General features: G+C 32.0%; 27 protein-coding genes and 1 riboswitch. Of the genes, 16 read left to right on the top strand and 11 right to left on the bottom strand.

What is annotated here, in order from left to right; translation table 11 throughout:
• Positions 1-203 precede the first annotated feature (203 nt).
• The 4 genes from ACZIYX_RS19145 (at position 204) to ACZIYX_RS19130 (ending at position 3245) form a co-directional block, all read left to right on the top strand.
• Complete coding sequence (locus tag ACZIYX_RS19145; protein ID WP_462683870.1) at positions 204-587, top strand: endonuclease domain-containing protein; 384 nt, start codon at positions 204-206, stop codon at positions 585-587.
• Positions 577-1839, top strand: a complete 1263-nt coding sequence (locus ACZIYX_RS19140; protein ID WP_462683869.1) for a putative DNA modification/repair radical SAM protein — start codon at positions 577-579, stop codon at positions 1837-1839. The genes ACZIYX_RS19145 and ACZIYX_RS19140 overlap by 11 nt, the downstream gene beginning before the upstream one ends.
• 12 nt (positions 1840-1851) lie before the next feature.
• Entirely contained in the window at positions 1852-2622 is a 771-nt protein-coding gene (locus tag ACZIYX_RS19135; RefSeq protein WP_462683868.1) for a TIGR03915 family putative DNA repair protein, read from the top strand.
• A 182-nt stretch (positions 2623-2804) separates the two neighbouring features.
• On the top strand, positions 2805-3245 hold the full coding sequence (locus tag ACZIYX_RS19130) for a hypothetical protein (protein ID WP_462683867.1): 441 nt from the start codon (positions 2805-2807) through the stop codon (positions 3243-3245).
• 73 nt (positions 3246-3318) lie between these two features.
• Here ACZIYX_RS19130 and ACZIYX_RS19125 read toward each other — a convergent pair whose 3' ends face one another.
• Complete coding sequence (locus ACZIYX_RS19125; protein ID WP_462683866.1) at positions 3319-3897, bottom strand: nitroreductase family protein; 579 nt, start codon at positions 3895-3897, stop codon at positions 3319-3321.
• Positions 3898-3964: 67 nt separating this feature from the next.
• Here ACZIYX_RS19125 and ACZIYX_RS19120 point away from each other — a divergent pair, with 67 nt between their 5' ends.
• On the top strand, positions 3965-4699 hold the full coding sequence (locus ACZIYX_RS19120; RefSeq protein WP_462683865.1) for a methyltransferase domain-containing protein: 735 nt from the start codon (positions 3965-3967) through the stop codon (positions 4697-4699).
• Positions 4668-5102 (top strand): hypothetical protein, encoded by a 435-nt coding sequence (locus tag ACZIYX_RS19115; protein WP_462683864.1) that lies wholly within the window; start codon positions 4668-4670, stop codon positions 5100-5102. The genes ACZIYX_RS19120 and ACZIYX_RS19115 overlap by 32 nt, the downstream gene beginning before the upstream one ends.
• Before the next feature lie 86 nt (positions 5103-5188).
• Here ACZIYX_RS19115 and ACZIYX_RS19110 read toward each other — a convergent pair whose 3' ends face one another.
• Both ACZIYX_RS19110 and ACZIYX_RS19105 read right to left on the bottom strand, forming a co-directional pair.
• Complete coding sequence (locus tag ACZIYX_RS19110; RefSeq protein WP_462683863.1) at positions 5189-6310, bottom strand: pentapeptide repeat-containing protein; 1122 nt, start codon at positions 6308-6310, stop codon at positions 5189-5191.
• A gap of 257 nt (positions 6311-6567) precedes the next feature.
• Positions 6568-6792 (bottom strand): hypothetical protein, encoded by a 225-nt coding sequence (locus ACZIYX_RS19105; protein ID WP_462683862.1) that lies wholly within the window; start codon positions 6790-6792, stop codon positions 6568-6570.
• Positions 6793-7032: 240 nt separating this feature from the next.
• Here ACZIYX_RS19105 and ACZIYX_RS19100 point away from each other — a divergent pair, with 240 nt between their 5' ends.
• The 10 genes from ACZIYX_RS19100 to ACZIYX_RS19055 all read left to right on the top strand — a co-directional run bounded on the left by ACZIYX_RS19100 (position 7033) and on the right by ACZIYX_RS19055 (position 17487).
• On the top strand, positions 7033-8496 hold the full coding sequence (locus ACZIYX_RS19100) for a cobyric acid synthase (RefSeq protein ID WP_462683861.1): 1464 nt from the start codon (positions 7033-7035) through the stop codon (positions 8494-8496).
• Positions 8493-9515 (top strand): pyridoxal phosphate-dependent aminotransferase, encoded by a 1023-nt coding sequence (locus tag ACZIYX_RS19095; RefSeq protein ID WP_462683860.1) that lies wholly within the window; start codon positions 8493-8495, stop codon positions 9513-9515. The genes ACZIYX_RS19100 and ACZIYX_RS19095 overlap by 4 nt, the downstream gene beginning before the upstream one ends.
• Positions 9497-10435: an adenosylcobinamide-phosphate synthase CbiB gene (cbiB, locus tag ACZIYX_RS19090; protein ID WP_462683859.1), complete on the top strand. Its 939-nt coding sequence runs from the start codon at positions 9497-9499 to the stop codon at positions 10433-10435. Before ACZIYX_RS19095 ends, cbiB begins: the two co-directional genes overlap by 19 nt.
• 82 nt (positions 10436-10517) lie before the next feature.
• Positions 10518-11042: an AAA family ATPase gene (locus ACZIYX_RS19085; protein WP_462683858.1), complete on the top strand. Its 525-nt coding sequence runs from the start codon at positions 10518-10520 to the stop codon at positions 11040-11042.
• A 12-nt stretch (positions 11043-11054) separates the two neighbouring features.
• A riboswitch (cobalamin riboswitch) is annotated at positions 11055-11243 on the top strand.
• A 104-nt stretch (positions 11244-11347) separates the two neighbouring features.
• Positions 11348-13606 (top strand): TonB-dependent receptor, encoded by a 2259-nt coding sequence (locus ACZIYX_RS19080; RefSeq protein WP_462683857.1) that lies wholly within the window; start codon positions 11348-11350, stop codon positions 13604-13606.
• Positions 13607-13608: 2 nt separating this feature from the next.
• Positions 13609-14430, top strand: coding sequence for a (2Fe-2S) ferredoxin domain-containing protein (locus tag ACZIYX_RS19075; RefSeq protein WP_462683856.1), 822 nt, complete (start codon positions 13609-13611; stop codon positions 14428-14430).
• Complete coding sequence (locus ACZIYX_RS19070) at positions 14420-15235, top strand: Rossmann-fold NAD(P)-binding domain-containing protein (protein WP_462683855.1); 816 nt, start codon at positions 14420-14422, stop codon at positions 15233-15235. The genes ACZIYX_RS19075 and ACZIYX_RS19070 overlap by 11 nt, the downstream gene beginning before the upstream one ends.
• A complete protein-coding gene (gene cobA / locus ACZIYX_RS19065) occupies positions 15235-15957 on the top strand; it encodes a uroporphyrinogen-III C-methyltransferase (RefSeq protein ID WP_462683854.1) in 723 nt (240 codons plus the stop codon). The genes ACZIYX_RS19070 and cobA overlap by 1 nt, the downstream gene beginning before the upstream one ends.
• A 145-nt stretch (positions 15958-16102) precedes the next feature.
• Positions 16103-17041 carry a sirohydrochlorin chelatase gene (locus tag ACZIYX_RS19060; RefSeq protein ID WP_462683853.1) on the top strand — a complete coding sequence of 313 codons (939 nt, stop codon included), beginning with the start codon at positions 16103-16105 and terminating at the stop codon, positions 17039-17041.
• A 44-nt stretch (positions 17042-17085) separates the two neighbouring features.
• Complete coding sequence (locus ACZIYX_RS19055; RefSeq protein WP_462683852.1) at positions 17086-17487, top strand: HIT family protein; 402 nt, start codon at positions 17086-17088, stop codon at positions 17485-17487.
• 170 nt (positions 17488-17657) lie between these two features.
• On the opposite strand, the gene ACZIYX_RS19050 is transcribed toward ACZIYX_RS19055, so the two are convergent.
• The 8 genes from ACZIYX_RS19050 to ACZIYX_RS19015 form a co-directional block, all read right to left on the bottom strand.
• Positions 17658-17876, bottom strand: a complete 219-nt coding sequence (locus ACZIYX_RS19050) for a hypothetical protein (RefSeq protein ID WP_462683851.1) — start codon at positions 17874-17876, stop codon at positions 17658-17660.
• A gap of 14 nt (positions 17877-17890) precedes the next feature.
• Positions 17891-18304 (bottom strand): hypothetical protein, encoded by a 414-nt coding sequence (locus tag ACZIYX_RS19045; RefSeq protein WP_462683850.1) that lies wholly within the window; start codon positions 18302-18304, stop codon positions 17891-17893.
• On the bottom strand, positions 18301-18846 hold the full coding sequence (locus tag ACZIYX_RS19040) for an RNA polymerase sigma factor (protein ID WP_462683849.1): 546 nt from the start codon (positions 18844-18846) through the stop codon (positions 18301-18303). The genes ACZIYX_RS19045 and ACZIYX_RS19040 overlap by 4 nt, the downstream gene beginning before the upstream one ends.
• 386 nt (positions 18847-19232) lie before the next feature.
• Complete coding sequence (locus ACZIYX_RS19035) at positions 19233-19604, bottom strand: hypothetical protein (RefSeq protein ID WP_462683848.1); 372 nt, start codon at positions 19602-19604, stop codon at positions 19233-19235.
• Positions 19588-20148, bottom strand: coding sequence for a LemA family protein (locus ACZIYX_RS19030; protein ID WP_462683847.1), 561 nt, complete (start codon positions 20146-20148; stop codon positions 19588-19590). The genes ACZIYX_RS19035 and ACZIYX_RS19030 overlap by 17 nt, the downstream gene beginning before the upstream one ends.
• A gap of 18 nt (positions 20149-20166) precedes the next feature.
• Positions 20167-21390, bottom strand: coding sequence for a hypothetical protein (locus ACZIYX_RS19025; RefSeq protein WP_462683846.1), 1224 nt, complete (start codon positions 21388-21390; stop codon positions 20167-20169).
• The gene (locus ACZIYX_RS19020) at positions 21387-22541 is read right to left on the bottom strand and encodes a hypothetical protein (protein WP_462683845.1); all 1155 of its coding nucleotides are present in this window, start codon (positions 22539-22541) and stop codon (positions 21387-21389) included. Before ACZIYX_RS19020 ends, ACZIYX_RS19025 begins: the two co-directional genes overlap by 4 nt.
• A 146-nt stretch (positions 22542-22687) precedes the next feature.
• The gene (locus ACZIYX_RS19015) at positions 22688-23689 is read right to left on the bottom strand and encodes a hypothetical protein (RefSeq protein ID WP_462683844.1); all 1002 of its coding nucleotides are present in this window, start codon (positions 23687-23689) and stop codon (positions 22688-22690) included.
• Between the last annotated feature and the right edge of the window lie 96 nt (positions 23690-23785).

Below are 23785 nucleotides of genomic sequence, written 5' to 3'. Positions count from 1 at the left end.
GGCACAAGCTTTTTGCCTTGAATACTTAAAAAATAAATTCAATTTCCATACGCACTATTTCAAAGTTAAAATGGTATAAATCTATTGTAATCCATAGCAAATATACAAGATTTTGGAAAAATTCCAATTTTAACACATTTTATTTTTATTTTTTGTGGAAATTTTCCATAAATTTGGAAAAATTACAACATAAACTATCTTTTATGATTTCTCAAACTATTCCTGTATATCAAAAAGCTCCTGAAAAAATAATACGGCATTCTTTAGACAATTCAATTGATACTATCTGCCTGTTACATCAAAAACTTATTGAAAAAGGGTTTCCATTTTTAAGAAATCAAATCATAAAAAACTACAGATTTGATTTTTATTGTTCAAAATCAAAACTCGCGATAGAAATAGACAGCTACGCTCATGAGTTTTCTGACGTTTATAACTTAGACGCCCCTAAAAAACTATTTATCAATTATTTGGGAATAACCGTTCTTCGTTTTACTGATTACCAAATATTAACAGATATTGAAGAGATAATAAGAGCTATTCAAAACCAAATAGATCTTTCTACAAATTCTTCTTATGTCGTTTGATAGAATACGCCAAAAACTTTCTATTCTTGCAGATGCTGCAAAATATGATGTTTCTTGCGCTAGCAGTGGAGGAAAGAGAAGTAATACAAAAAAAGGATTGGGCAACAATACTGGTTTTGGTATTTGCCATAGTTATACAGAAGACGGACGCTGTGTTTCTTTATTAAAAATTCTTTTGACCAATCACTGTATATATGATTGTGCCTATTGTGTTACCAGAAAAAGCAATGATATAAAAAGGGCTGCATTTCAAGTCCAGGAAGTTGTAGATCTAACTATCCATTTTTACAGAAGAAACTATATTGAAGGGCTATTTTTAAGTTCGGGGATATTTAAAAACTCTGATTTTACGATGGAGCGCCTGATCGCTGTTGCAAAAAAACTTCGTTTGGAAGAAAATTTTAATGGATATATCCATTTAAAATCCATACCTGGTGCCAGCGATGAATTAATGCGGGAAGCCGGATTATATGCAGACCGCCTAAGTGTAAATGTCGAAATTCCTACCAAATCCGGATTAAAACTATTGGCTCCAGATAAAAAACATGAGGATTTTATTAAACCTATGGAAAAAGTAAAAAATGAAATCCTACAATATAAAGCAGAGCAAAAAATAATCAAAAGCACCCCCAGATATGCTCCCGCAGGACAAAGCACCCAAATGATAGTTGGAGCATCTGGTGAAAGTGATAGGGATATTATGTACTCTGCAACATATTACTACAAAAAATTTAATATGCGCAGAGTATATTACTCTGGTTATATCCCCGTGGTTAACGACACCAGATTACCTTCTGTAGGAACAGAGGTTCCTGTTCTTAGAGAAAACCGGCTTTATCAAACCGACTGGCTTTTGAGGTTTTATGGTTTTTCTGTTTCTGAAATTTTAAATGACTCCCACAAAAACCTGGACCTGGATATTGATCCAAAACTAAGTTGGGCATTACGAAATCTTCATTTTTTTCCAATAAACATCAACAAAGCAGATAAGCAAGTACTAGCCAGAATCCCTGGTGTAGGTATGCAGTCGGTATTCAAGATACTTCAGGCAAGAAAGTTTAGAAACTTAGACTGGGCACATCTTAAAGCTATAGGAATAGCAATGAACAGAGCACAATATTTTATAACCTGTAATTCTAAAGATTTCTATAAGCAAGATCTATCTTCTTATGATTTAAAAAACCTAATTTTAAAAACTTCCAAAAGTAAATATGACAAATATTTTAATACACAATTAAGTCTTTTTACTTAACCTTAAAAAACTATGAACTCACAAACCATTTTAATTTATGACGGAAGCTTTGATGGTTTTTTGAGCTGTGTTTTTTTTATTTATAATCATAAAATAACAAATCCAATAATTAGAAAAGAATCTGAAACCAATAACCAATTATTTACTATAACTGAAGATATTATTACAAACAAAAATAATGCACAAAGAGTATGGAAAGGATTTATGTTAAAAGCTTCACCTTATCAACAACAAGATTTTTTTAAGGCTTTTTTAAGTGAAATTAAAGGAGTGGAAAATACTTTGCTATCTTATATCCAAAATATTTTTGCAAAAAAAACTACTACAAGTACTGATTTTGGTAATAAAGATATTTTAAAAATTAGCCAGGTTGCTAAAATGGTTGGGAGAGAAAAACACAGAATGGAAGCTTTTGTCCGTTTTCAATTAACCAAAGATGCTGTATATACTGCTACTGTTGAACCGGATTTTAATGTTTTACCTTTAATTATCCCTCATTTTAAAGATCGTTATGCAGATCAAAAATGGATTATTTATGATATAAAAAGAAACTATGGTATCTATTACAATTTAAAAACTATTGAAATTATTGTTATAGACAGTTTTTCTAAAATCAAATTCAAGATTTCGTCAGATTTACTTTTGCCGGAAGAAAAAGATTTTCAAAAACTATGGAGCACATACTTTAATAGTATAAATATAAAATCTCGTAAAAACGATAAATTACACAAACAGCATTTGCCTAAACGGTACTGGAAATACCTAACAGAAAAAATACCTTGATGTATCTCTATCTTATAATTATATAAACTTTTAGTTTAATTTGTTAAAAACAACAAACTATTATGTAACACAATATGTTATTAAATAATTAATGTGTATTTTTTCCCCATTTTAAATTTCGAATAGACGAAATAAAGTGTTATGTTTGGCGTTAATTAACCAAATTAACATATCTATCTATTATGAAAAAATTTTTTTTAGGAGCTTTAGCTCTAATGTTCTTAACAGTAATCTCTTGTAAAGAAGCTACAGACAAGGCAAAAGACGCAGCTGAAAATGTAGAAGAAACTACAGAGGATGCAGCTAACAAAATAGGAGAAGCTGCTGAAGAAGTTGCTGAAACTATTGAAGATGCTGTTGACGGTGTTCCTAATTTTAGTGACGAAACTGTACAAGCATACGTAGAAAAGTATGAAGCATATATGGCTGAATACAAAAAAGCTGCTGAAAGCAAAGATATGACTGCTTTTGCTGCTCTTGGGCAAAAAGCACAAGATCTTTCTACAGGAGCTCAGGAAGTTGCTGGAAAACTAACTGGTGAAGATGCTGAAAAGTGGACTGCATATATGACTGCTAGTGCTCAAAAAATGCAAGAGTACGCTAAAGCTATGACTCAACAATAGTCAATTTAAAAAATATCATAATTTTTTATGATGCTCAAAGAACCACCCGTATACACAGGTGGTTCTTTTTTTATTATAACCATTCTACTTTGTTATCTACAGGCTCCCTCTTTGGCACTATAGCCGCCTCTACACTCTTATCATAATTACCTAAGTAAAAAAAGCCAAGGCAGCGTTCTCCTTCTTCAAAATCAAAAAAATCACCCATATACTCCATTAATTTAGGACTGCTCCAATAACATCCTATATTATTTGCAGCACAGGTGAGCCACATGTTTTGTACGGCCATTGCTGTAGATGCTATTTCTTCCCATTCGGGGACACGTTTTTTTAAATCCCGCTGCATACATATCGCGATTATTGTGCTTGCAGATTTACACTTTTTTATAATTTTTTCATACTTAAATGGCGAAAAGTCTTTGTTTGAAGTAATATCCGTATAAGTATTCGATAAAAATATCCCCAATTTATCTTTGGCGTCTCCTTGTAATACTTTGAACCGCCATGGTTGTGTTAATCTGTGTGTAGGTGCCCAGTTTGCATTTTCTAATATTAATTTAATAAACGCGTCAGAAACAGGTTTATCATTATACTGTGCAGGAAAAACAGACCTTCTGTTTCTAATAATTTCATTTATATCTTCTTTGAACATATAATTTCTTTTTTTTGTAAAGTTATTATTATTCTCAGGACTAAAAACATACATTAATTATAATATTGTGAATCTAAAAGTTCGAATTCGTACCTGCGAACAGCTTGACAATTTATCCCTATCAGGAAAGGCTTTAAAAAAAACACTGGATAGTTTAAGATTTATTAATTCTGTTTTGGGTAATCACAAGCAATCAGGCAATGCTATTTTAAACTATTGCAAAACGTTATCTCCCGCAAAAAAAATTCATATTATTGATATTGGTTGCGGAGGAGGGGATTGTATTTTCTATATCTCAAAAAAATTAAAGAAAAATAAAATAAATGCATCTTTTACTGGTGTTGATGGTAATTTACATAGTATTTCCTATGCCAGACAAAACAACCCGGACCCTGCAAATATTAATTTTTATTGTGCAGATATTATCGATCCTGGCTTTGTTCTCCCAGATTGCGATGTATTGATAAGCAGCCACTTTATGTACCATTTTAGCGATAACGAACTTACTATTTTTTTGAAAAAATTAAAGTCAAAAGTAAATTATATTATTTTTAGTGAACTATATCGAAGCAAGATAGCATACTACACCTTTAAAGGGATCCGTTTTATACTACCCATTTCTAAAATGGCAAAAAAAGACGGGTTAATAGCTATACAAAGAGCTTTTTTAATTAGTGAATTAAAAAAAATAATAGATGACAGTACCATAACAGAATACTCTATAGTTAAAAAACCATTTTTTCGTATAATCACTCAAATAACTCTGCCAAATGAAAGAGAAACTATTCAGGCTTTTAGATAAACTAAAAAAAACTCCGAAAAAATTACTCCTAACCTATATTGTTGTTTACTTTTTATGGGGATTAGGTATGAATTATTTTGGTACTGAAATGGAAATCGCAAGATTTACATATTGGTGGCAAATAATTACTTGTTATATATTGTATATGGTTCCTATATCTATCCTTTTAAAAGAATATACATTTTTTGAACAATATGCTTATGGCTTGGTAGCAATGGGGATATTAGAATTTTTAGGATACTGGTTACAAACATCGTATGCATACCCAAATAACATTTTGGACAGTATTTTTAATCCGCAAAATTTTAGTTTAGGAATGGCTTTATTTTTTGCTTTGTATTTTCCTGCAGGAAATTGGCTTGTAAAAAAAATACATTCTTTAGTTTTTAACAAAAATAAATAATGGTATTATCTAAGTACATGACAAATCAACTCATTCCTGTATTTTATAAGTTTTTATCATGTACTTAGTGTTGGCAACATTATTATTTACTTAGGAACCAGAATAAATTGTTTTTTTCCTTGTTTTTTGATTTTATATCGATTTTCTATATCTCCAGAACCCTTTACATCTAATGTGTCTGAAATATAATCTATCCAATCCTCTCTGTCTACAATTGCATTATCCAGTATTGCACCTGTTAAATTTGTATTTTCTAGTTTAGTCCCCCATAATATTGCACCAGTTAGATCTGCACCGGTTAGATCTGCTCCAAATAAATTAGCATTAGTAAAGTCTACACTTAACAATTCTGCTTTTTGCAGGTTAGCATTCTGCAAACGTGCTCTTTTTAAATTAGAGTCCGACAAGTTTATTTTACTCATTTGTACTTCTTTTAAATCGCTTCTTTCTAAATTAGTTTCTGGCATTTGAGCTTCTGTAAAATCAGAATAATCCAAACGCGCATATTTTAGATTAGCACCTCTTCCTAAATTCACTTTTCTAAAATTAGTATACTGAAATTCTGCAGAGTTTAAAATGTCTTGTGACGATTCTAACCCTAAATCACTTTTAAGTAATGTAAACAACAACTGTCCTCGTTCCGGACTTATAGGGTTTTCAATCAACTCCCCATTATCTATATATCGATATGGTTTCATTGCCATACAAAGACCTACTATTCTGGCTTCTAATGTTCTGCTTATATTACGGCTGCCAGAACCTTTATATTTTAATTCTTCGTTTAAATCTGCCAAAACATCTCCCATAACAAATACCAAAGATGATCTACGGTCTGCCTCTACCAAATTATTTTGACTGGTGATTAATTTGTTTTGATTCATCAACAATTTAGTCTGAAAAATCAATACTAACGAAGGTATGACTGCAAAGAGAAATGCAAACAACCCAATTCTTGTAAATCTCCAAATCACACTCGACGATACATCAGAAACGGTATCTACAGAAACCGTTTTATATTCTTTATATTCTGTAATAGCCGAATTAATACTTTTTTTAAGTCGGTTTCCAAAAACAGGTCCTGTAGATTTTTTTAGAAGCCACCATCTAAATTTCCTTTTTTTTTGATCTCCTTTATGGATTTTATCTAACTTGTCTTGAAGCAGCTTATTCTCTGCCTTCAATCTTTCAATATATTCTTGCTCGTTCACGGTATGTATAGATTTGGATATTTAACACGCAAAAGATATAAAAGTTATTGATACCATAAAAAAGAAACTCTCTACACGAACAAAAAAAATTTCTTTACCCTAAACCCCAGTAAATTTTTCTAAAAAATAAAATACTTTTTTAAAATCTAAACCATCTAAAAACCCTTTAAATAAGGTAAATTCAAAAAATCAATTAAACAACTAATAAAACAACATCTTAATGATTTTCTGCACCCCTTCGACAGATCCATGTATAATCAAAGGTTAAGATAATTTACAATATCATCTGCAATATCCTCTACAATAGAAAACTCTTGCTTTTCATCCACAAGGTAGATCGTTTTAATCAATACATGTACATAAGCCGACACATACTCTTTTTTCTTCGCCTCGCTTACATAGTCTTTTCCTTCCACTACTATAAATGCAATCAAATTACGAATGATCCATCTTATTTCAGCAATATCTATATCCTTTTTCATTACATATCTTTTTAAATAACTGCTTCTTTTTGAATACGTAATGAAATTACCATTCTAGTTTTCAAAAGATTAAAAATTATTCAACAAAGAAATAAATCTTCGATTAAACGCGTATTTATTCGATTTAAAGAGTGTTCTAAAAAGTTATAATAGTCTAACAAAATTTTCTTTCTATTCAAAAAAAACAAATCAACCCAATTATTTACTTAATTTTGAAGTTCATTCCTTGCATAGATAAAGATGAAAAAATTACGCCCTATTATGTTTGTGGGTACAGGATCTGATGTTGGCAAAAGCATTATTGTAACAGGCATTTGCAGGCTGCTCAAGCAAAAAGGGTACTCCCCTGCTCCTTTTAAAGCACAAAACATGTCTCTTAATAGTTTTGTTACTCCAGACGGTCTGGAAATAGGAAGAGCACAAGCAGTACAAGCCGAAGCTTGCAAAATTGACTCCTCTACAGATATGAACCCTATTTTATTAAAACCATCTGGAGAGAATAAATCCCAGATTGTTTTACATGGCAAACCTATAGGCGATCAAACTATTAAAGAATATTTTTTAGGTAACCATAAAACCCCGCTTTTTGAAGAAGCAAAAGCTGCATTTACAAGACTTCAGCAAAAACACAACCCCATTGTATTAGAAGGAGCAGGAAGCATTAGTGAACTAAACCTTAAACACAGGGATATCGTAAATATGCGAATGGCAAAAGCAGCAGATGCAAACGTATATCTTATTGCAGATATCGACAAAGGAGGTGTATTTGCAAGTGTATATGGATCGATTGCTCTTTTAGAACCTTGGGAAAAAGAAATGATAAAAGGTATTATTATTAATAAATTCAGAGGGGATATTTCTTTATTTGAAGAAGGAAAAAGTATACTAAAAAAACTAACAGGAATCCCTGTTTTAGGAATTATACCGTATGCAAAAGATATCTATATTGAAGAAGAAGACTCTGTAGCTTTGCAAAAAAAACAGCAAACTATAGCGATTGGACAAATTAATATCGTGGTGGTATTACTACCCTATATGTCTAATTATACCGATTTTAATGTTCTGGAAAAAGATCCAAGAACCCATCTTTTTTACTCTAACGATCCAAAAAATATAGCCAAAGCAGATATTATTATTATCCCGGGAAGCAAAAGCACTATACAAGATCTCATTTTTTTAAGAGATAAAGGAATTGCAAAAGTAATATTAGAGGCTCATGAATTACAAAAACCTATTATCGGTATTTGCGGCGGGTACCAAATGCTGGGAAAAACAATTGAAGATCCTTTGGGAATAGAAAGTGATGTTAAAGCATTTCCGGGATTGAGTATTTTTCCTATACACACCAAATTAACCTCAGAAAAAACCACTACACAATGTAGTTTTACCTATAAAAACACCTCTAAAAACCTTGTGGGGTATGAAATACACATGGGGCAAACTATAGTTGAGGACTGTAACCCGCTAAACTATATTGGTGATAAGCCCGAAGGATCTGTACAAGGTAACTGCTGGGGCACCTATATTCATGGCATTTTAGATCATAATGAGGTGATTGAAGATCTTTTGCAACAGTTTACCAATACAAAAACATCTTTTGATTATACGGCATATAAAGAAGAAAATTATGATAAACTTGCCAGATTATTAGAAGAAAACATGGATATCGATTGTATCATCTCTGAAATGCAGCCTGTATTATGATATACGGACATGGAGATGACGGGTATCGCTATAACATACCTTTTAAAGCAAACTTTAGCTCTAATATTTGGCATGAAGGAACTTCAAAAAAAATACTATCGCATTTAGAGCAACAATTACCGCTTATTTCAAATTATCCTACTCCAAATGCAGATGTTTTAACGCAAAAGGTAGCAGAATTTCATCGGTTAAACTCCTCTCAGGTACTAATCACTAATGGTGCTACAGAGGCTTTTTACAACATTACCTCTGTATTTTGGGGTAAAAAAGCAGCAATAGGTATTCCTACTTTTTCTGAGTATGAGGATGCTTGTAATAAAAGTGTTTTAAAAATTCGTTATTATGATCGCTCTGAGGTAGTAAATATTTCTTTTACTGAAGATTTAGTGTTTTTATGTAACCCAAATAACCCTAATGGTCTTAGTAATTCGGTATCAGAAATAGAGAAATTAGTAAAAGGTTTTCCTAACACAATGTTTGTGGTGGACGAGGCTTATATTGATTTTACTTTTAAAATAGAATCCTGTGTTTCACTTTTAGAAAGATATACAAATCTTATTATTGTAAAATCACTAACTAAATTATTTTCTATACCGGGATTAAGGTTAGGGTATATTTTATGCAGTCCACAAATTGGAAAAAAACTTCAGCAATCCAAAATGCCCTGGAGTGTTAATACTTTGGCAATCGAGGCAGGAAAATTTATTTTCGAAAACTATAAAGATTTGTTGCCCGATATGACAATACTCCTTGGCTATTGCAAAAAATTACAACAACAGGTAAATGCAATAAAAGGGCTAACCGTTATCCCATCTCAAACCAATTACTTTTTGGTGCAATTAGAAAAACCTGATGCCTCCTCTCTTAAAGATTATTTAGCACATACGCATCATCTTTTGATTAGAGACGCTTCTAATTTTAGAGGATTAGACCAACATTATATTCGGATTGCAAGTCAAAGCCCCGAAAAAAACGAACTATTAGTTAATGCATTGCAACAATGGAGTATACTACCGTAATTATTCCTTTACTTACAGGATACATTCTTGATTTACTACTGGGCGATCCCAGATGGTTACCACATCCTATACGGTTATTTGGCAACGCAATACAATATGGAGAAGATCAATTAAACACTTCCCCATTTGCTTTTCAGAAAGGCAGGCTACTCACTATACTATTGCTAACTATCACTATATTATTTTTTTATTTAACACATCTCATAATTGCCCCATATCCTATACTTCACAATATATACACTTTAATATTCGTCTTTTATGCATTAGCCAACAAAAGTTTAATAGATGAGGGGAAAGCTGTTTTTAAAGCTTTGCAACAAAGTTTGGAACAAGGCAGAAAACGATTATCGTGGATCGTTGGCAGGGAAACCGATCGATTAAACCCCCAACAAATAAAAACGGCTGTATTTGAAACATTATCCGAAAATCTTAGCGATGGGGTAATTGCTCCTCTGTTTTATTATGCCTTATTTGGTGTAACAGGAGCCATGAGTTATAAGATGATTAACACTTTGGACTCTATGATAGGTTATAAAAACCAGAGATATATAGATTTTGGCAGGTTTGCTGCCAAACTCGATGATGTAGCTAACTATATCCCGGCAAGAATCACAGCTTTTTTAATGCTATTGGTTACATTCAAATTGCACAAAATTCCTTTTGTAATACAATACGGCAAGCAACACTCCAGCCCTAATGCAGGATATCCTGAAGCTGCCCTGGCTGCAATTTTGGATTGCAAATTTGGGGGACCTAATTATTATCATGGCAAACTAGTTAATAAGCCTTTTATAGGAAACAATGATCGGATTTTAAAAGACGAGGAAATAAAAACAGTAGCAAGGATCAATCAAAAAGTAACATTTATATTTGTGCTCTTAATCTGTAGTGTCTACTATTTTCTTTATCCAAACACATAAGGAGACAATAATTTTTCGATTTATTAGAAAAAGATCTGAAATATAATAGTGAAACGGTCTTAATTCTAACATCTAAAAAAATATGTACAAAAGATATATTATTACCGGAGCCCCCGGGACAGGAAAAACAAGTCTGATCCATACATTACAAGAAAATGGGTATTCTTGTTTTGAAGAAATTTCCAGAAAAACAATAATCCATCAACAAAAGACAAAAAGCAATAAAACCCCTTGGGAAGATCTTCGTGGATTTGCTGATTTAATATACCAACAAACCATCAAAGAATTAGAATCCATTATTTTAGAAAATGCTTTTGTAGATCGCGGATTACCCGATATTATTGCTTACCTAAAAACAAAATCACATTCTATCCCGGAGCATATATTAAAATTTCCTTTTAAAACATACTACTCTCCTACTGTATTTTTACTCCCCCTTTGGAAAGAAATATATGTAAATGACCCACAACGCCCACAATCCTATACAGAAGCAGAACATATACATTATTATCTTACAGAAGTATACCTAAGTCTTGGCTTTACTATTAAAATTGTACCCAAAACAACTTTAACAAAACGTGTGGATTTTATACGATCTATTATTTAATCAAAAAAAGTATCTTCGCTAATGATTTATGGTTCTTTTGGAAACAAAAGATGAAAAGGGAATTTGGTGAAAATCCAAAGCTGTTCCCGCAACTGTAATACACATTCAAAAATTATGATCTGTATACCACTGTAGCAAGGCTATGGGAAGGTGGTCATGATTGTGTAAAGTCAGGAGACCTGCCATAAATCAAAACACAGTATTAACTCTCGGGTAAAGAGTTAGATATAACTATGAGTCTTATTTATCATACAAAGGCTCTTTTTATCTCTATAACTTTTCCCACATAACTTAAATTTTTTATTATGAAAAGAATTATGTTTTGTGGTGTATTGGTTTTGATTAGTCTATCTGTCTTTTCACAATCCAACACTATTTTAAAAGGAATTATTAAAGATGCCGCCACTGGTATTGATATTCCAGATGTATCTGTTTTAGTCGTAGAACAAAATAAAGAAGCCCTGTCAGATCCAAATGGAAAATACTCTCTTTCTATACCAAAAGGTACATTTACCATAAAATTTTCTGCACCGGGATACACTACTGTTTCCAGAAAAATTATCTTAAAAGAAAAAGAACAAATTCTTAATATAGGATTACCTCTCTCTGAAACAGAATTATCTGAAATAATTATCCAGACGGATAAAAAAAAGGAAATAGGAGTCCACAATGTATCCAAATTATCCTTACAATTAAGCCCTGTAAACAGTTCCCAGGATTTACTAAAAACAGTTCCTGGTCTTTTTATTGCACAGCATGCGGGAGGAGGTAAGGCCGAACAAATATTTTTACGGGGGTTTGATAACGATCACGGTACTGATTTTGCTGTGTTGGTTGATGATATCCCAATCAATTTAAGCTCACATGCACACGGACAGGGATATGCCGATATGCATTTCTTAATTCCTGAAACTGTTGGAGATGCTAATTATTATAAAGGACCTCATGAAGTATCTTTGGGTAATTTTGCCGTATCTGGAGCCGCTTTATATACCACCAAGAGCAGACTAAACAAAAATATGCTGAAATTAGAATATGGTCAATATAATTTTGTAAGAGCATTAGGTATGGTAACACTTTTGGATAAAAAGAACTTTTTATCCAAAAACTATGAGAATGCATATATCGCGATAGAAGGAACCTACAACAAAAGTTTTTTTGACAGTCCGCAAAATTTAAGACGATTAAATACTTTTTCTAAATATATCATAGACATAGATGATCGTAATACTTTAACTACATCCATATCTACCTTTTACAGCAACTGGAATGCCTCTGGGCAAATACCACTAAGAGCAGTACAATCCGGATTAATAAACAGATTTGGTGCCCTGGATGATAGTGAAGGCGGAGATACAGAACGTATTCATGTCAATACCCAGTTACAATCTGAACTATCAGAAAAAATTAGTTTTAAAAACCAGTTTTACTATGTATCTAATCAATATAATCTGTTTTCTAATTTTTCTTTTTATCTCAATGATCCAATAAACGGGGATATGATACATCAGTCAGAAAACAGGGATATATTTTCTTATAACGGAAAACTATACTTAAATACCAGATTGGGAGCAATAAACAGTAAAACAGAGATTGGGGTTGGTGTACAACATAACAACAATAAAATTGCATTGAACAAAAATATCAAAAGAGAGCTGTTAGAAACAGTTAATACCTTTAAAATCAAAGAAACCAATTATAGTTTATATCTAAGAGAACAATTAAAGCTAACCGATAAGTTCTCTATCTTAGCTGGGCTTAGAGGAGATTATTTTACTTTTGATCTCGAAGAGCTTGTTCCAGAACCGGGTAAAGATGATAACGACGCATTTCGATTTAGTCCTAAACTCAGTTTATTCTATAACCTTACTCAAAAAATCCAATTATATGCCAAAGCAAGTTCTGGTTATCATTCTAATTATAGTCAGGCTGCTGTAAATCAAAAATCCATTCATCCTTTACCAAAGGCTATTGGATATGATCTGGGCACAGAATTTAAAATAGGCAAAACACTGATTGCCAATCTTACTGCCTGGTATCTAAAAAGTGATGCCGAGTATGTTTTTGTGACGGATGGTTTTGAATTCGAAAATAAAGGTCGTTCTGAACGTGTTGGCGGAGAAGCTTCTTTTCGATATCAACCATTACCATTTTTTTGGTTAGATACTGATCTTAACTATAGTTATGGAACTTTGTTGGATGAGCCCAAAGAAGCTAATAAAATCCCATCTGCTCCACGATTTACCTCAACCGGCGGAGCTACCTTAAAATTTAAAAACGAGATCAAAGGGTCTCTACGATACAGGTATATGGCAGAACGCCCTTTAACGGAAGATGAATCTGTAAAAGCTAATAATTACTTTTTGATGGATGCTGTAGTTAATTATACCAAACCTGATTATGAAATCGGAGTAGCTGTAGAAAACATATTAGATCAAAAATGGACAGAAGCTGTATTTTATGATACCTCGCGGCTTCAGAATGAAACAGCACCAACAGATGATTTTCATTTTACTCCCGGAACACCATTCTTAGCCAAATTAAGCATAACTTATTTCTTTTAATTATGGGAAAAAACATAAGTAAAGTAAACACTACCTTTCAATTTTGTGATGGGGGATCCTGTCAAAAAGAAAAAGGTGAAATTGCCATACGCGAAGCCAGAGCTTATCTTCGTAACAAAGGACTTTGGGATGCTACGCATACGATAAAAACAAGATGTAACGGCAGGTGTGAAGATGCCCCAACCTGGATTGTACAACCTGGTAATTTTTGGTACAAAAACCTTACCCCGGATAAAGCGGTATCTATACTAAAATCTCATTTAGAAGAGGATCAACCTGTCGAAAAATACTTATTATATAAAGAAGGATGGTCTGCATTAACCAGCACTAATGAAAAAACTATAGCCCCAATTGCTTTTACCCCTAAAACAGATCCGGATTTAGGAGAAGCTCTGGTAGCCAGATCATTTGCCTCTGATCAGCATCTCTATCCTTTATTTCAATACTTGTTTCAAGAACCTAAACCTATTGCAGTACAACAACATGATAACAGTATTATCGAGATAATATCTCCGCACCATGTAGATTATACAGATTTTTACGAAGTTGTAATTACAGGTAAAGAAGTGCATTTAAAATTAGCAATTGCAGGGCTTCCTAAAGATATTTCAGAAGAAATAGCAGATCGAAAAGTAAGTGTCGCAGAGGTAATCTGGCTTAAAAAAACTACTATCTTTACCAAAGCAATCCGCCTAAAAAATAAAAAAGGAAAGCATCTGGTAACACTTTGGATTAGGGAAAAGGATATCACTACCTGGAAGCATATTCTTACTATTTATCTTGCTATGTCACCAAACGATATTAGAATAAACCATGAAGTCTAAAAAAATAAGCGTATTAGGTTGCGGATGGCTAGGATTGCCATTCGCTATAAATCGTATTGCAAAAGGAGATACGATAAAAGGCTCTACAACCACACCTGATAAATTAGAGGTTTTAAATAAAGAAGGCATCAAACCCTATCTTATTGCTCTGGGAGAATCTAAACCAGAAAATTATGCCAACTTTTTAAAGGAAAGTGAAGTTATACTCATTAATTTTCCTCCTAAACGAATTCCTGATATCATAAACATATACCAAGAACAAATACAACATATACTTCCGTTTATTTCTGAAGACCAAAAAGTAATCTTTATTAGTTCTACATCGGTCTATCAAAATACTAATAAGGAAGTTTTAGAAACATTGACCATACAACCAGAAAAAGAATCTGGAAAAGCGGTTGCTGCTGTAGAAAACCTATTACAAAACCATTTAGGAGATCGGGTGACTATTATTCGCCTATCTGGTCTTATTGGGGACGATCGTTTACCCGGTCGGTTTCTTGCTAACAAAAAAGATGTGCAAAATGGAGATGCGCCTATTAATGTAATCCATAGGGATGACTGCATAGGCTTAATAAATGCAGTTATAGAAAAGGATATTTGGGGAGAAATCATAAATGGTTGTGCAGATAAACATCCTGTTAGAAAAGAATACTATACCCTTGCGGCTAAAAACATAGGGCTTACTCCCCCAAATTTTATACAACAAGAAGAAACCTCCTTTAAAATTATATCCAACACCAAGAGCAAGACACTTTTGGGGTATACATATATTCATCCGGATCCATTAAAACTAATTTCATAATGCATGCTGTAACCATTGTAGGGGCTGGTCCGGGAGATCCGGATTTATTAACGATAAAAGCGTTTCGATTAATTGAAGAAGCCGATGTGATTTTGCACGACAACCTTGTTTCTGATCCTATATTGGCAATAAATACAATTGCCGAAAAAATATATGTCGGTCGTAAATTCGGGGATGCTTCTGATCAAATAGAACGGCAACAAAAAATCAATGAATTGTTGTATCTGTATTATCTAAAAGGCAAGAAAGTTGTACGCCTAAAATCGGGAGATCCATACGTATATGGCAGAGCAGCCGAAGAAGCACGATATTTAACCGAAAAAAATGTTCCCTTTGAGGTGGTTCCTGGTATTTCTGCTGCACTTGCTGCAGCTAATATTTTTAATATCCCCATTACCGAAAGAAACAAATCTAATGCAATGCTTATATGCACAGCACATACAGCAGATTACTCTTTTGAACAACTTACAGGTATTGCATATATGCTAAAGGCAGGAAATACCATTTCAATATACATGGGTCTTAAAAGCCTCAACAGGATTATCCCAAAACTTATAGAAGTATGCAAGGATGATAGTATACCTGTAAATGCGGCTTCTAACGTATCCAGATCTAACCAAGAAATTATGACCGGCACCTTAGGAAACATTGAAGAAAAAATTAAAAACAGTACTTTACAGATGCCTGTGGTTTTAATTATAGGGGCCGACCCGATATGCTGAACCTATTTTTTTGTTAGTCTGAGCTCGTCGAAAACCAGTAAAGTTTTCATTTTCAATTACACTTCGACAAGCTCAGTGTGACATCAGAGCTATATTTTTGCTCATAAAACAATATTGACAATATTAGATTAAAAAAAGAAAAGTAATGAAAGAAGGAATTTTACTTTGTGGGCATGGTAGTCGCAGAGAAGCTGCTGTAACTTCTTTTAAAAAGCTGGTAACAATACTTCAGGAACGTTATCAAACAGATTATGAAGTAGATTATGGCTTTTTAGAATTTAACCATCCCACTTATGAAGCTGCCGTAGAGCGAATGTACCTCAACGGGATTCGAAAAATATATGCACTACCTGTAATCTTATTTGCCGGGTCACATGCAAAAAACGATATTCCGTATGAATTAAATACCATCCAAAGCTATCATGAAGATCTGACTATTGCCATGGGGAAACATATCGGGGTTAACTCTTTTTTATTAGATCTTGCCGTAAAACGAATTGAAGAAACAGAATCTACCTTATCCAAACTAGACCGAAAAGAAACTTGTTTGGTAGTTGTTGGCAGAGGCACTACCGATCCCGATGCCAATAGCGATGTTTGTAAATTAACCAGTATGCTTTGGGAGGGAATGGGATTTGGATTTGCAACCACAGCGTATAGTGGCACTGCATACCCTAAAGTAGATGAATCTTTACAAATGGTCGAAAAATTGGGGTTTAAAAGAACTATTGTTATTCCTTTTTTCTTTTTTACGGGGATATTATTAGAGCGTATTTATAGCCATGTAACCGATATGAATTCTGCATCGGATCAGGAATATATATATACAGCACCTTTTGGCACCGACGAATTATTATTAAAAGCTTTTGATGAACGCTTGGAGGAAGCTAAATCAGGTACTGCCTATATGAATTGCCAACTATGCAAATATCGTAAACAAGTAGTAGGCTTTGAGCAAGATTATGGAAAAGAACAAATAGGACATCACCTTAACGTAAAAGGTATTTTATTTGAAGAAGACGAAAAACCGGGGGAAACTAAAAACTCATTGGGTAGTAAGATTAAAAAAGCTCTTGGGATTTAAACTCTATCTTAAAAATACAGTAACCTTTACTAAAGCAATGTGTAATGAACAGTTGTATATTCTGTAAAATTGTAAAAGGAGAAGCCAAATCCTGGAAAGTTTATGAAACTGAAGATGTTTATGCTTTTTTAGATATTCACCCGGCAAGCAAATATCATACATTAGTTATCCCCAAAAAGCATTATACCAATATTTTTGATATTCCTGAAAAAGAATTAAAAGCGATAATATCTGTAGTAAAAAAAGTATCTAAGTTATATGAAGAAAAACTAGGAATACATAACATACAAATTATTAGTAACTCTGGTGCAGAAGCACAGCAAGAGGTGTTTCATTTACATTTTCATATTGTACCCAGAAAAAGTGGGGATGGTCAAAATATTCGTTGGATAACACACCCTGAGTGGATAAATGATTTTGATAATATGATTGAAAAGATAAAATAAAACCGAAAAGTAGTTCATAAAATAGTTTACTCAAAATTTTCACTTTTATAAGCTTACTATTCTATTAAAGTTACAATAGATATATAGCTTTTTTCTTAAGCACATTAAGAAAGTAGAACACCTCTTAACAAAAAGTCATGAACTATACTTCATAATGTGCCAATCATAACCTAATCCAACATGGTTTTAATATAAAATCCTTTTACTTGTATAAGATCAATAACATCTTTCTCAGATAAATTCGTCGTAGCTTCAATTCTAAGTACATTATCAACATCTTCAAGGTCAACAGACCAATTAATAATTTCTGAATGATTGTTAAATACAGATCTTAAGGACCTGACTTTTTTCTTTGATTTAATATCTGTTCGAAAAATTAGTAATTCCATAATAAAATTTAATATTATTCTGAATCTATTGTACCTTCTTGTTCTTTATTGGTTTGTCGTTCGATATATTGTTGATAATATTTATTTCCTTCCTCTTCCCAAAATTTATCATAGTGTTTCCATTTTGAAAAATCGGTTTTAGTACCTGTTTTACAGGTATCATTCGAGTTTTTTGATGGTTTTTTACTACTATCTCCGATACCACAACCTCCAATAAGTATTTTTAGCAAAATAAATAAACCAACGGCTTGCCAATAGGTAAGTGGGGGTAATCCAAAAATCTCTGGCATTAGCCAGTTCCATAGCCACATAATTATGAAACCAAATAAGATAACTAATCCGGTAATAAATATTCCCCCAAAAATGATTATTCCTACAATCTCTATTGGTGATTTTTTCCTGAATTTATGTGTAAAAAAATTTGTCATGATATATTTTTATTTGTATTAATTTCTACTTCTATTTTTTTATATAATATTCCAATTGCCCTATGCCTTCTGGACATTAAAGTCCCTATAGAAATCCCTGTTTTAGTTGATATTTCCTTATAGGTATACCCTTCAAAATCTACAGCTACAATGATATCTTTATACGGTGTTTTTAGCTGTTCTATGCACTTTTTTAATACTACTATCATTTGGTCTGATGTATAACTGTCTGTAGATTGATGTAGCACCTCTGCTAATTCTAACAAATCATTATCTAAATCGATAGAATTTGTTTTTTTGGTGGTTCGCATCACATCTATAATTTTATTTTTTATGGATCTGTACACAAAACCTGCTACATTATTTATTGGGGCATATCTATCTGCCCCTGAAAATAATTTTAAAGCAACATCCTGAATTATATCTTCTGCATCGCGATTAGTTGTGTCACTTATTTTAGTTTTCACATATACCTTGAGAGACTCATATTCTCTTCCAAAAAAATCGGTTAGCTTTTTATTATTCTCTGATTCCAAATTCATTAAAACCTTTTATGAACGGTCTACAATTAGAAAGACGATACTTTTTGAATGTATTGCATTTTTTAGATTTTTTTTTCAAAAAATAACAAAAGTTAGTAGTAATTAAGTTCTTTTATCCCGTATAGTATGAAATATCTATATATAAGAAAAAGGAGTTCAAAGTTAAAATGGTATTATTTAATCAATAACCTCTGAGCAAACTCACGAGGGATGTTTGTAGTAAACAGAAAAACGCCACGGGTTTTCCGGGGCGTTTCTATATACAATTAGAGTCTTACTGTAAAACCCGGGGCGTTTCTATATACAATTAGAGTCTTACTGTAAAACCCGGGGCGTTTTACTGTTTGGTATGCTTATTCTAATACAACCACAAAAAGAGGTGTAGTTTACTTCTTTTTCTTTACGGAAGAATGCTCATTTATCCATTTTAGTATTGTTTTCTTGTTGAAAATACAAAACATCAAATACGTTACAAACATAATAATCCATATTAGTAACATTCGTATTCCTGAAACATCTGAAAACAGGAGTATCATTTGTGAAATAAAACCTGTGATCCACGATATTAAAATAGCTCCGGTTAATATTCCAAAAGCAGTTTCAAAATATGCACTAATGCCTAATTTTTTAAATATATACATTGGAATCATCAAAAGGAAAATAGTAAAAAAAACTCCAAATGCTGCCCACATAACCATAAATATAGGTTCTTCATCTATTACTTTTAACAGATCTATGAAGCTAAAATTCAATTCCATTGTAGTTTTTTTCTTCGTTTGTAATTTGCAATAATTGCTTTTCTTTGTACCCCATTAATCCCGATAAGATCAAGGCAGGAAACTCTGCAATACCTATATTGTACATAGTAATGCTCTCATTATAAAACTCTCGCCTATCTGCAATTGCATCTTCAACTCCCGAAACTCTTTGTTGTAAAAGCATAAAATTATTATTTGCTTTCAAATCCGGATAGTTCTCTGATACTGCAAAAATAGATTTCACTATTTTATCCATTTCATTAGATAACATAATTTTATCCTCATCCTTTGTAGAATTTAAAAAATCTGTTCTCAATCTTGTAAGTTTGGTAAGCGTAGCTTCTTCATATTTCATGCTTTCTTTTACTACCTTTATAAGATTAGGTATTTCGTCTGCTCTTTGTTTCAGTAAAATATCTATATTAAAAAACGACTTTGTTACATTGTTTTTTAGCATTATTAGCTTATTGTAAGCAGAAACGATAATACTAATAATCCCTAATGCTAATAAAGCTAAGATAGAGTAAGAGATAAGTGGATTCATAAATTATTATTTTAACTATTAAAAATTATCTTGATTTGGTCTGGTATTGTCTTCCGGAGCAACTTCATTTTCTGTAGCTTGTCCTGCTTCTATTGCATCTGCTTCCTTTACATCTTCATTTATAGGATCTTGCTCTATAACAGTATTTACATTTATACTGGTAATAAATTTTGGTGTCTCTATTATAAGTGTATCGTTTTCTATTCGTATTGGAGAAATTAGGATAAGCGATGCTATAAAAGCAAAAACGCAAGTAAAGAGTATAAATGAATTAAGTAAGGGTTTATAGGTATTATAATACTTCACTTTATCTACAGGTGCAATTGCAAACACTTTTTTGATATCCTCGTATTCAAAAACAGGTTGATTATTGTCTTTTAAACTTGCTTTACCTATCAACAACATTTTATCATTAGGTTGCAAAATAAATTGTGTGTATCTTTTTCCTGAACTCCTGTACTGCTCATCCTCGGGAACGTATACAAATTCCATTTTATCGGGATTCACTTCAATTTTACCTGTTTCGTCTACCATATAAAAAGGATTACAGGTTATTTCATCAAAGATGGTAGAAAAACTATCCCGGCCATCCTTATCGCTACTTATTTTTTCTATTCTATACCTAAATCCAATACACTCTTTATTTTTTATAGGCGAAACTACTGGTTTTATCATCTCGAGAGTACCTTCTATTTCTGCTAAGCCCATTGCAACCGAACGAATAGTAGCTGTTGGTAAAACTTTTTGGTATTTTAAAAATCTACTTTTATTACCAGGGAAAAAAGAGGATAGTACAGGGATTATTAAAAACAATAACAAAAAGGCATGAGGACCTACAAGAAAAAAACTTACAAGAAACAGTATCCCAAATAAAATACCTACTATTTTTTTCCATAATGGAGTCTCTTTTACATTGTATTTCCTTTTTATTTTGGCTATTTCTTTTTTCTCTTTATTTACAGATCTAATCCCTGAGTAAATAGCTCCAATAATCCCTAATAAAAAAACAGATATAAAATGGAAAAAGAATAACGGGAGAACTAATCTTTTATCTATTACTGAGGCTATCAACAATGATAAAGGATTTAATACAAAGAACAACCAAGGTTTAAACTTTAGATTAAATAATCCGCCTAATATTACTGTATGAAAAATAGCAATTCCACAACTAAAGAACATAAAAAAGAGAACCTGAGGTGTATCTGCTTCATTTTTTAGTAAAAAATCGATAATATCATTCATTTTTCTGACTTGGGTTTAATGATATATAATCCGTTTGCACCACTTTCTATTCCTCCTGTTTGCGGGTTATAGTAATTTGGGCCACCTTCATAATAAAAGAAAGCTACTTTAGACTTATGTCTTTCGTGTTCTGGTAATTCATAAAGAAAAATACCTTTATCTATATTTGATTCGCTATAATATTTTATAGCATTTTCTTTAAAAAACAAGTTTTCTTTGTTATAGGTTAGATTAAAAAATGCTGTTACTTCAAACGAAGGGGTTACCCAATCCGGAAAATCCCAATACCCTCCTGTATGATGATATTTTTCTTTTTTATAAGACAATACTTTTAAGGTATTTTCAGAATTATAATGAAAGTTTTTTTCTTTTAAAATCTGTGTATAATATGTATCAAAGTATTCGTCGGTATTGCGAGTCATTCCCGGGCTTTCTGAGGTATATCGTTTATGTTTATCGTCTTTTAACACTATTAACTTTTTATTTGCAAGCTTTGCCGGAAAGTTCTCAAAATCTATCTGCCCAATGGTATCCTTTGCCTCTAAATTGTTAGACAAATGGGTAAATCTATATTCTCCCTTTTGAGAAAAAATTAATTTCCATTGGGTATTTATTTTAAAGTACATGGGATAGCATTGGCATTCCGGATCTGCATTTTGATCTGTTTCATAAACTACCAGTTCTGCTTCCTTATAACTTTTCTCAAACTCTGTTTTAAAATCTTCGTCCTTAACTTCATTATTCCTGTTTATTATTTCAGAAAAAGTATGGTACCTCATTTCGTTTCCAGAAAAATCGTATACTCCGTTCTTCACAAATACATACGGGATAAAATTAGCAAAACTTGCTGTAGAACTATATTCCTCTTGATCTAAAGAGTTTGTTATAAGAACGTTTCCTTCTCTATCTATTTTTGTTAACCCTTTACCGTTTCGTAAATAAAACTCACTTTTAATACTATCAAACAGTATAGGAAAAGTACTTGATATTGGAGCAATCACATAACTATCAGAGGCTACAGCATCTTTTAATGATGTAAATCCTTTATATGCTTTAGGTCTGAATATATCGGCATTTGTAATGTTAATAATACTACATCTATCTAAAAAGAGGAAACAAAACAGTACAAAAACAGATATAATTATAATCATTTTTTTCATAAACAATACTAAATCTAGTCAACTACCTATTTTTATTAATCAATAATTCCAAAGCTAACTTACAAGGTATATTTATATATAATTTATTTTCAAAGCACCATAAGGAATTAACCATTCCATAAGAAGACATCTCAATTTTATAAATCCATATCATAAGTAAAGGTTCTATATCGTATTAACTCTAATGGCATGTCGCTTTTGGGTTTTGTATAATAGAAATTATGATAATAGGTTATAAATCGGGGAACACTCCCTTTTTTCCATTTACCAGAAAGCGGGGTAAAATTAATAACAGAAGTATCTTTTTTGCTCCAAACATCATATTTTCTTGCGAGAGAAACGAGCTTACCTTCATCAAAAAAAACGAGTTTACAACTATCTTTAGGCATCCATTTTAATTCGTTATTATATAATCTTTCTCTTTCTTTATATACCCATTCTTTTTTCATTCCTCGCAATTGCGATATTTCATATTCTGCTAATTGTATTTTATGTACAAATGATTTTGCATTTGCATTTTTAACATCTGATATCAATGTTTCATACGCTTTATAAACACTATCTAATAATATGTTTTTATCTAGCAATCGTAAATCTATAGCGTTTTCCCAACTATTAAATTCGTATTCTGGATTTGCCTCAAAGGTTATTTCTTTGCTATAATATCCTTTTTCAAAATCTTCTTTTTTTAAATCTGAATATAAAATTTCAAAATTCTCTATTTCTTTTTCCTCATAAAACTCGTCTGTTATATTCGTTTTTTCTAGCTCGAATTTTAATACTGGATCGTCATTTTTAGGAGTATATCCTTTCATTAAAGTAACATTCAAATCCAATACTATTTTTAATTTCTGTGTTCCTTTTTTATGGATAGCCATATCAATAAAAGAACTATTAACACGAACCAAACTTTGTATAACAGGAAAATTGTTCACAAAAACCTCAACAGGGTAATTAGTTTGAAGGTTTACAGAATAATCTAATTTGGATTTGTTATAGATGATTTTTTCTACTAAACCTTTCTCCTCATTTATTTGCCCAGTACAAGAAACAGATAGTATCATGCATAAAATTATAGTAGAGAATCTTGAAATGATCCTTTTTTTAAACTGAAATCTAACTGGTGTAATTTTAATCATGTATCGTACTGTATTTGTTATACTAGTTCTTATTTTGGTGCATTGTTACCCTAAACCAAGGGGTGTTTTTTTAATTATCCTTGGTATTTATAATAA

The organism is Aquimarina sp., from assembly GCF_977115655.1.
This window is presented reverse-complemented; position numbering and strand designations above follow the sequence as displayed.

What these genes read in the sequence shown, in the direction of transcription:
- ACZIYX_RS19105 (WP_462683862.1), bottom strand. Translation starts at nt 6,792, where the DNA reads ATGAAAAAGGATATAGATATTGCTGAAATAAGATGGATCATTCGTAAT.
- ACZIYX_RS19025 (WP_462683846.1), bottom strand. Translation starts at nt 21,390, where the DNA reads ATGAATGATATTATCGATTTTTTACTAAAAAATGAAGCAGATACACCT.
- ACZIYX_RS19085 (WP_462683858.1), top strand. Translation starts at nt 10,518, where the DNA reads ATGTACAAAAGATATATTATTACCGGAGCCCCCGGGACAGGAAAAACA.
- ACZIYX_RS19045 (WP_462683850.1), bottom strand. Translation starts at nt 18,304, where the DNA reads ATGACAAATTTTTTTACACATAAATTCAGGAAAAAATCACCAATAGAG.
- ACZIYX_RS19055 (WP_462683852.1), top strand. Translation starts at nt 17,086, where the DNA reads ATGAACAGTTGTATATTCTGTAAAATTGTAAAAGGAGAAGCCAAATCC.
- ACZIYX_RS19125 (WP_462683866.1), bottom strand. Translation starts at nt 3,897, where the DNA reads ATGTTCAAAGAAGATATAAATGAAATTATTAGAAACAGAAGGTCTGTT.
- ACZIYX_RS19070 (WP_462683855.1), top strand. Translation starts at nt 14,420, where the DNA reads ATGAAGTCTAAAAAAATAAGCGTATTAGGTTGCGGATGGCTAGGATTG.
- ACZIYX_RS19130 (WP_462683867.1), top strand. Translation starts at nt 2,805, where the DNA reads ATGAAAAAATTTTTTTTAGGAGCTTTAGCTCTAATGTTCTTAACAGTA.
- ACZIYX_RS19100 (WP_462683861.1), top strand. Translation starts at nt 7,033, where the DNA reads ATGAAAAAATTACGCCCTATTATGTTTGTGGGTACAGGATCTGATGTT.
- ACZIYX_RS19060 (WP_462683853.1), top strand. Translation starts at nt 16,103, where the DNA reads ATGAAAGAAGGAATTTTACTTTGTGGGCATGGTAGTCGCAGAGAAGCT.
- ACZIYX_RS19135 (WP_462683868.1), top strand. Translation starts at nt 1,852, where the DNA reads ATGAACTCACAAACCATTTTAATTTATGACGGAAGCTTTGATGGTTTT.
- ACZIYX_RS19020 (WP_462683845.1), bottom strand. Translation starts at nt 22,541, where the DNA reads ATGATTATAATTATATCTGTTTTTGTACTGTTTTGTTTCCTCTTTTTA.
- ACZIYX_RS19095 (WP_462683860.1), top strand. Translation starts at nt 8,493, where the DNA reads ATGATATACGGACATGGAGATGACGGGTATCGCTATAACATACCTTTT.
- ACZIYX_RS19080 (WP_462683857.1), top strand. Translation starts at nt 11,348, where the DNA reads ATGAAAAGAATTATGTTTTGTGGTGTATTGGTTTTGATTAGTCTATCT.
- ACZIYX_RS19040 (WP_462683849.1), bottom strand. Translation starts at nt 18,846, where the DNA reads ATGAATTTGGAATCAGAGAATAATAAAAAGCTAACCGATTTTTTTGGA.
- cobA (WP_462683854.1), top strand. Translation starts at nt 15,235, where the DNA reads ATGCATGCTGTAACCATTGTAGGGGCTGGTCCGGGAGATCCGGATTTA.
- cbiB (WP_462683859.1), top strand. Translation starts at nt 9,497, where the DNA reads ATGGAGTATACTACCGTAATTATTCCTTTACTTACAGGATACATTCTT.
- ACZIYX_RS19115 (WP_462683864.1), top strand. Translation starts at nt 4,668, where the DNA reads ATGAAAGAGAAACTATTCAGGCTTTTAGATAAACTAAAAAAAACTCCG.
- ACZIYX_RS19140 (WP_462683869.1), top strand. Translation starts at nt 577, where the DNA reads ATGTCGTTTGATAGAATACGCCAAAAACTTTCTATTCTTGCAGATGCT.
- ACZIYX_RS19035 (WP_462683848.1), bottom strand. Translation starts at nt 19,604, where the DNA reads ATGGAATTGAATTTTAGCTTCATAGATCTGTTAAAAGTAATAGATGAA.
- ACZIYX_RS19030 (WP_462683847.1), bottom strand. Translation starts at nt 20,148, where the DNA reads ATGAATCCACTTATCTCTTACTCTATCTTAGCTTTATTAGCATTAGGG.
- ACZIYX_RS19075 (WP_462683856.1), top strand. Translation starts at nt 13,609, where the DNA reads ATGGGAAAAAACATAAGTAAAGTAAACACTACCTTTCAATTTTGTGAT.
- ACZIYX_RS19015 (WP_462683844.1), bottom strand. Translation starts at nt 23,689, where the DNA reads ATGATTAAAATTACACCAGTTAGATTTCAGTTTAAAAAAAGGATCATT.
- ACZIYX_RS19050 (WP_462683851.1), bottom strand. Translation starts at nt 17,876, where the DNA reads ATGGAATTACTAATTTTTCGAACAGATATTAAATCAAAGAAAAAAGTC.
- ACZIYX_RS19145 (WP_462683870.1), top strand. Translation starts at nt 204, where the DNA reads ATGATTTCTCAAACTATTCCTGTATATCAAAAAGCTCCTGAAAAAATA.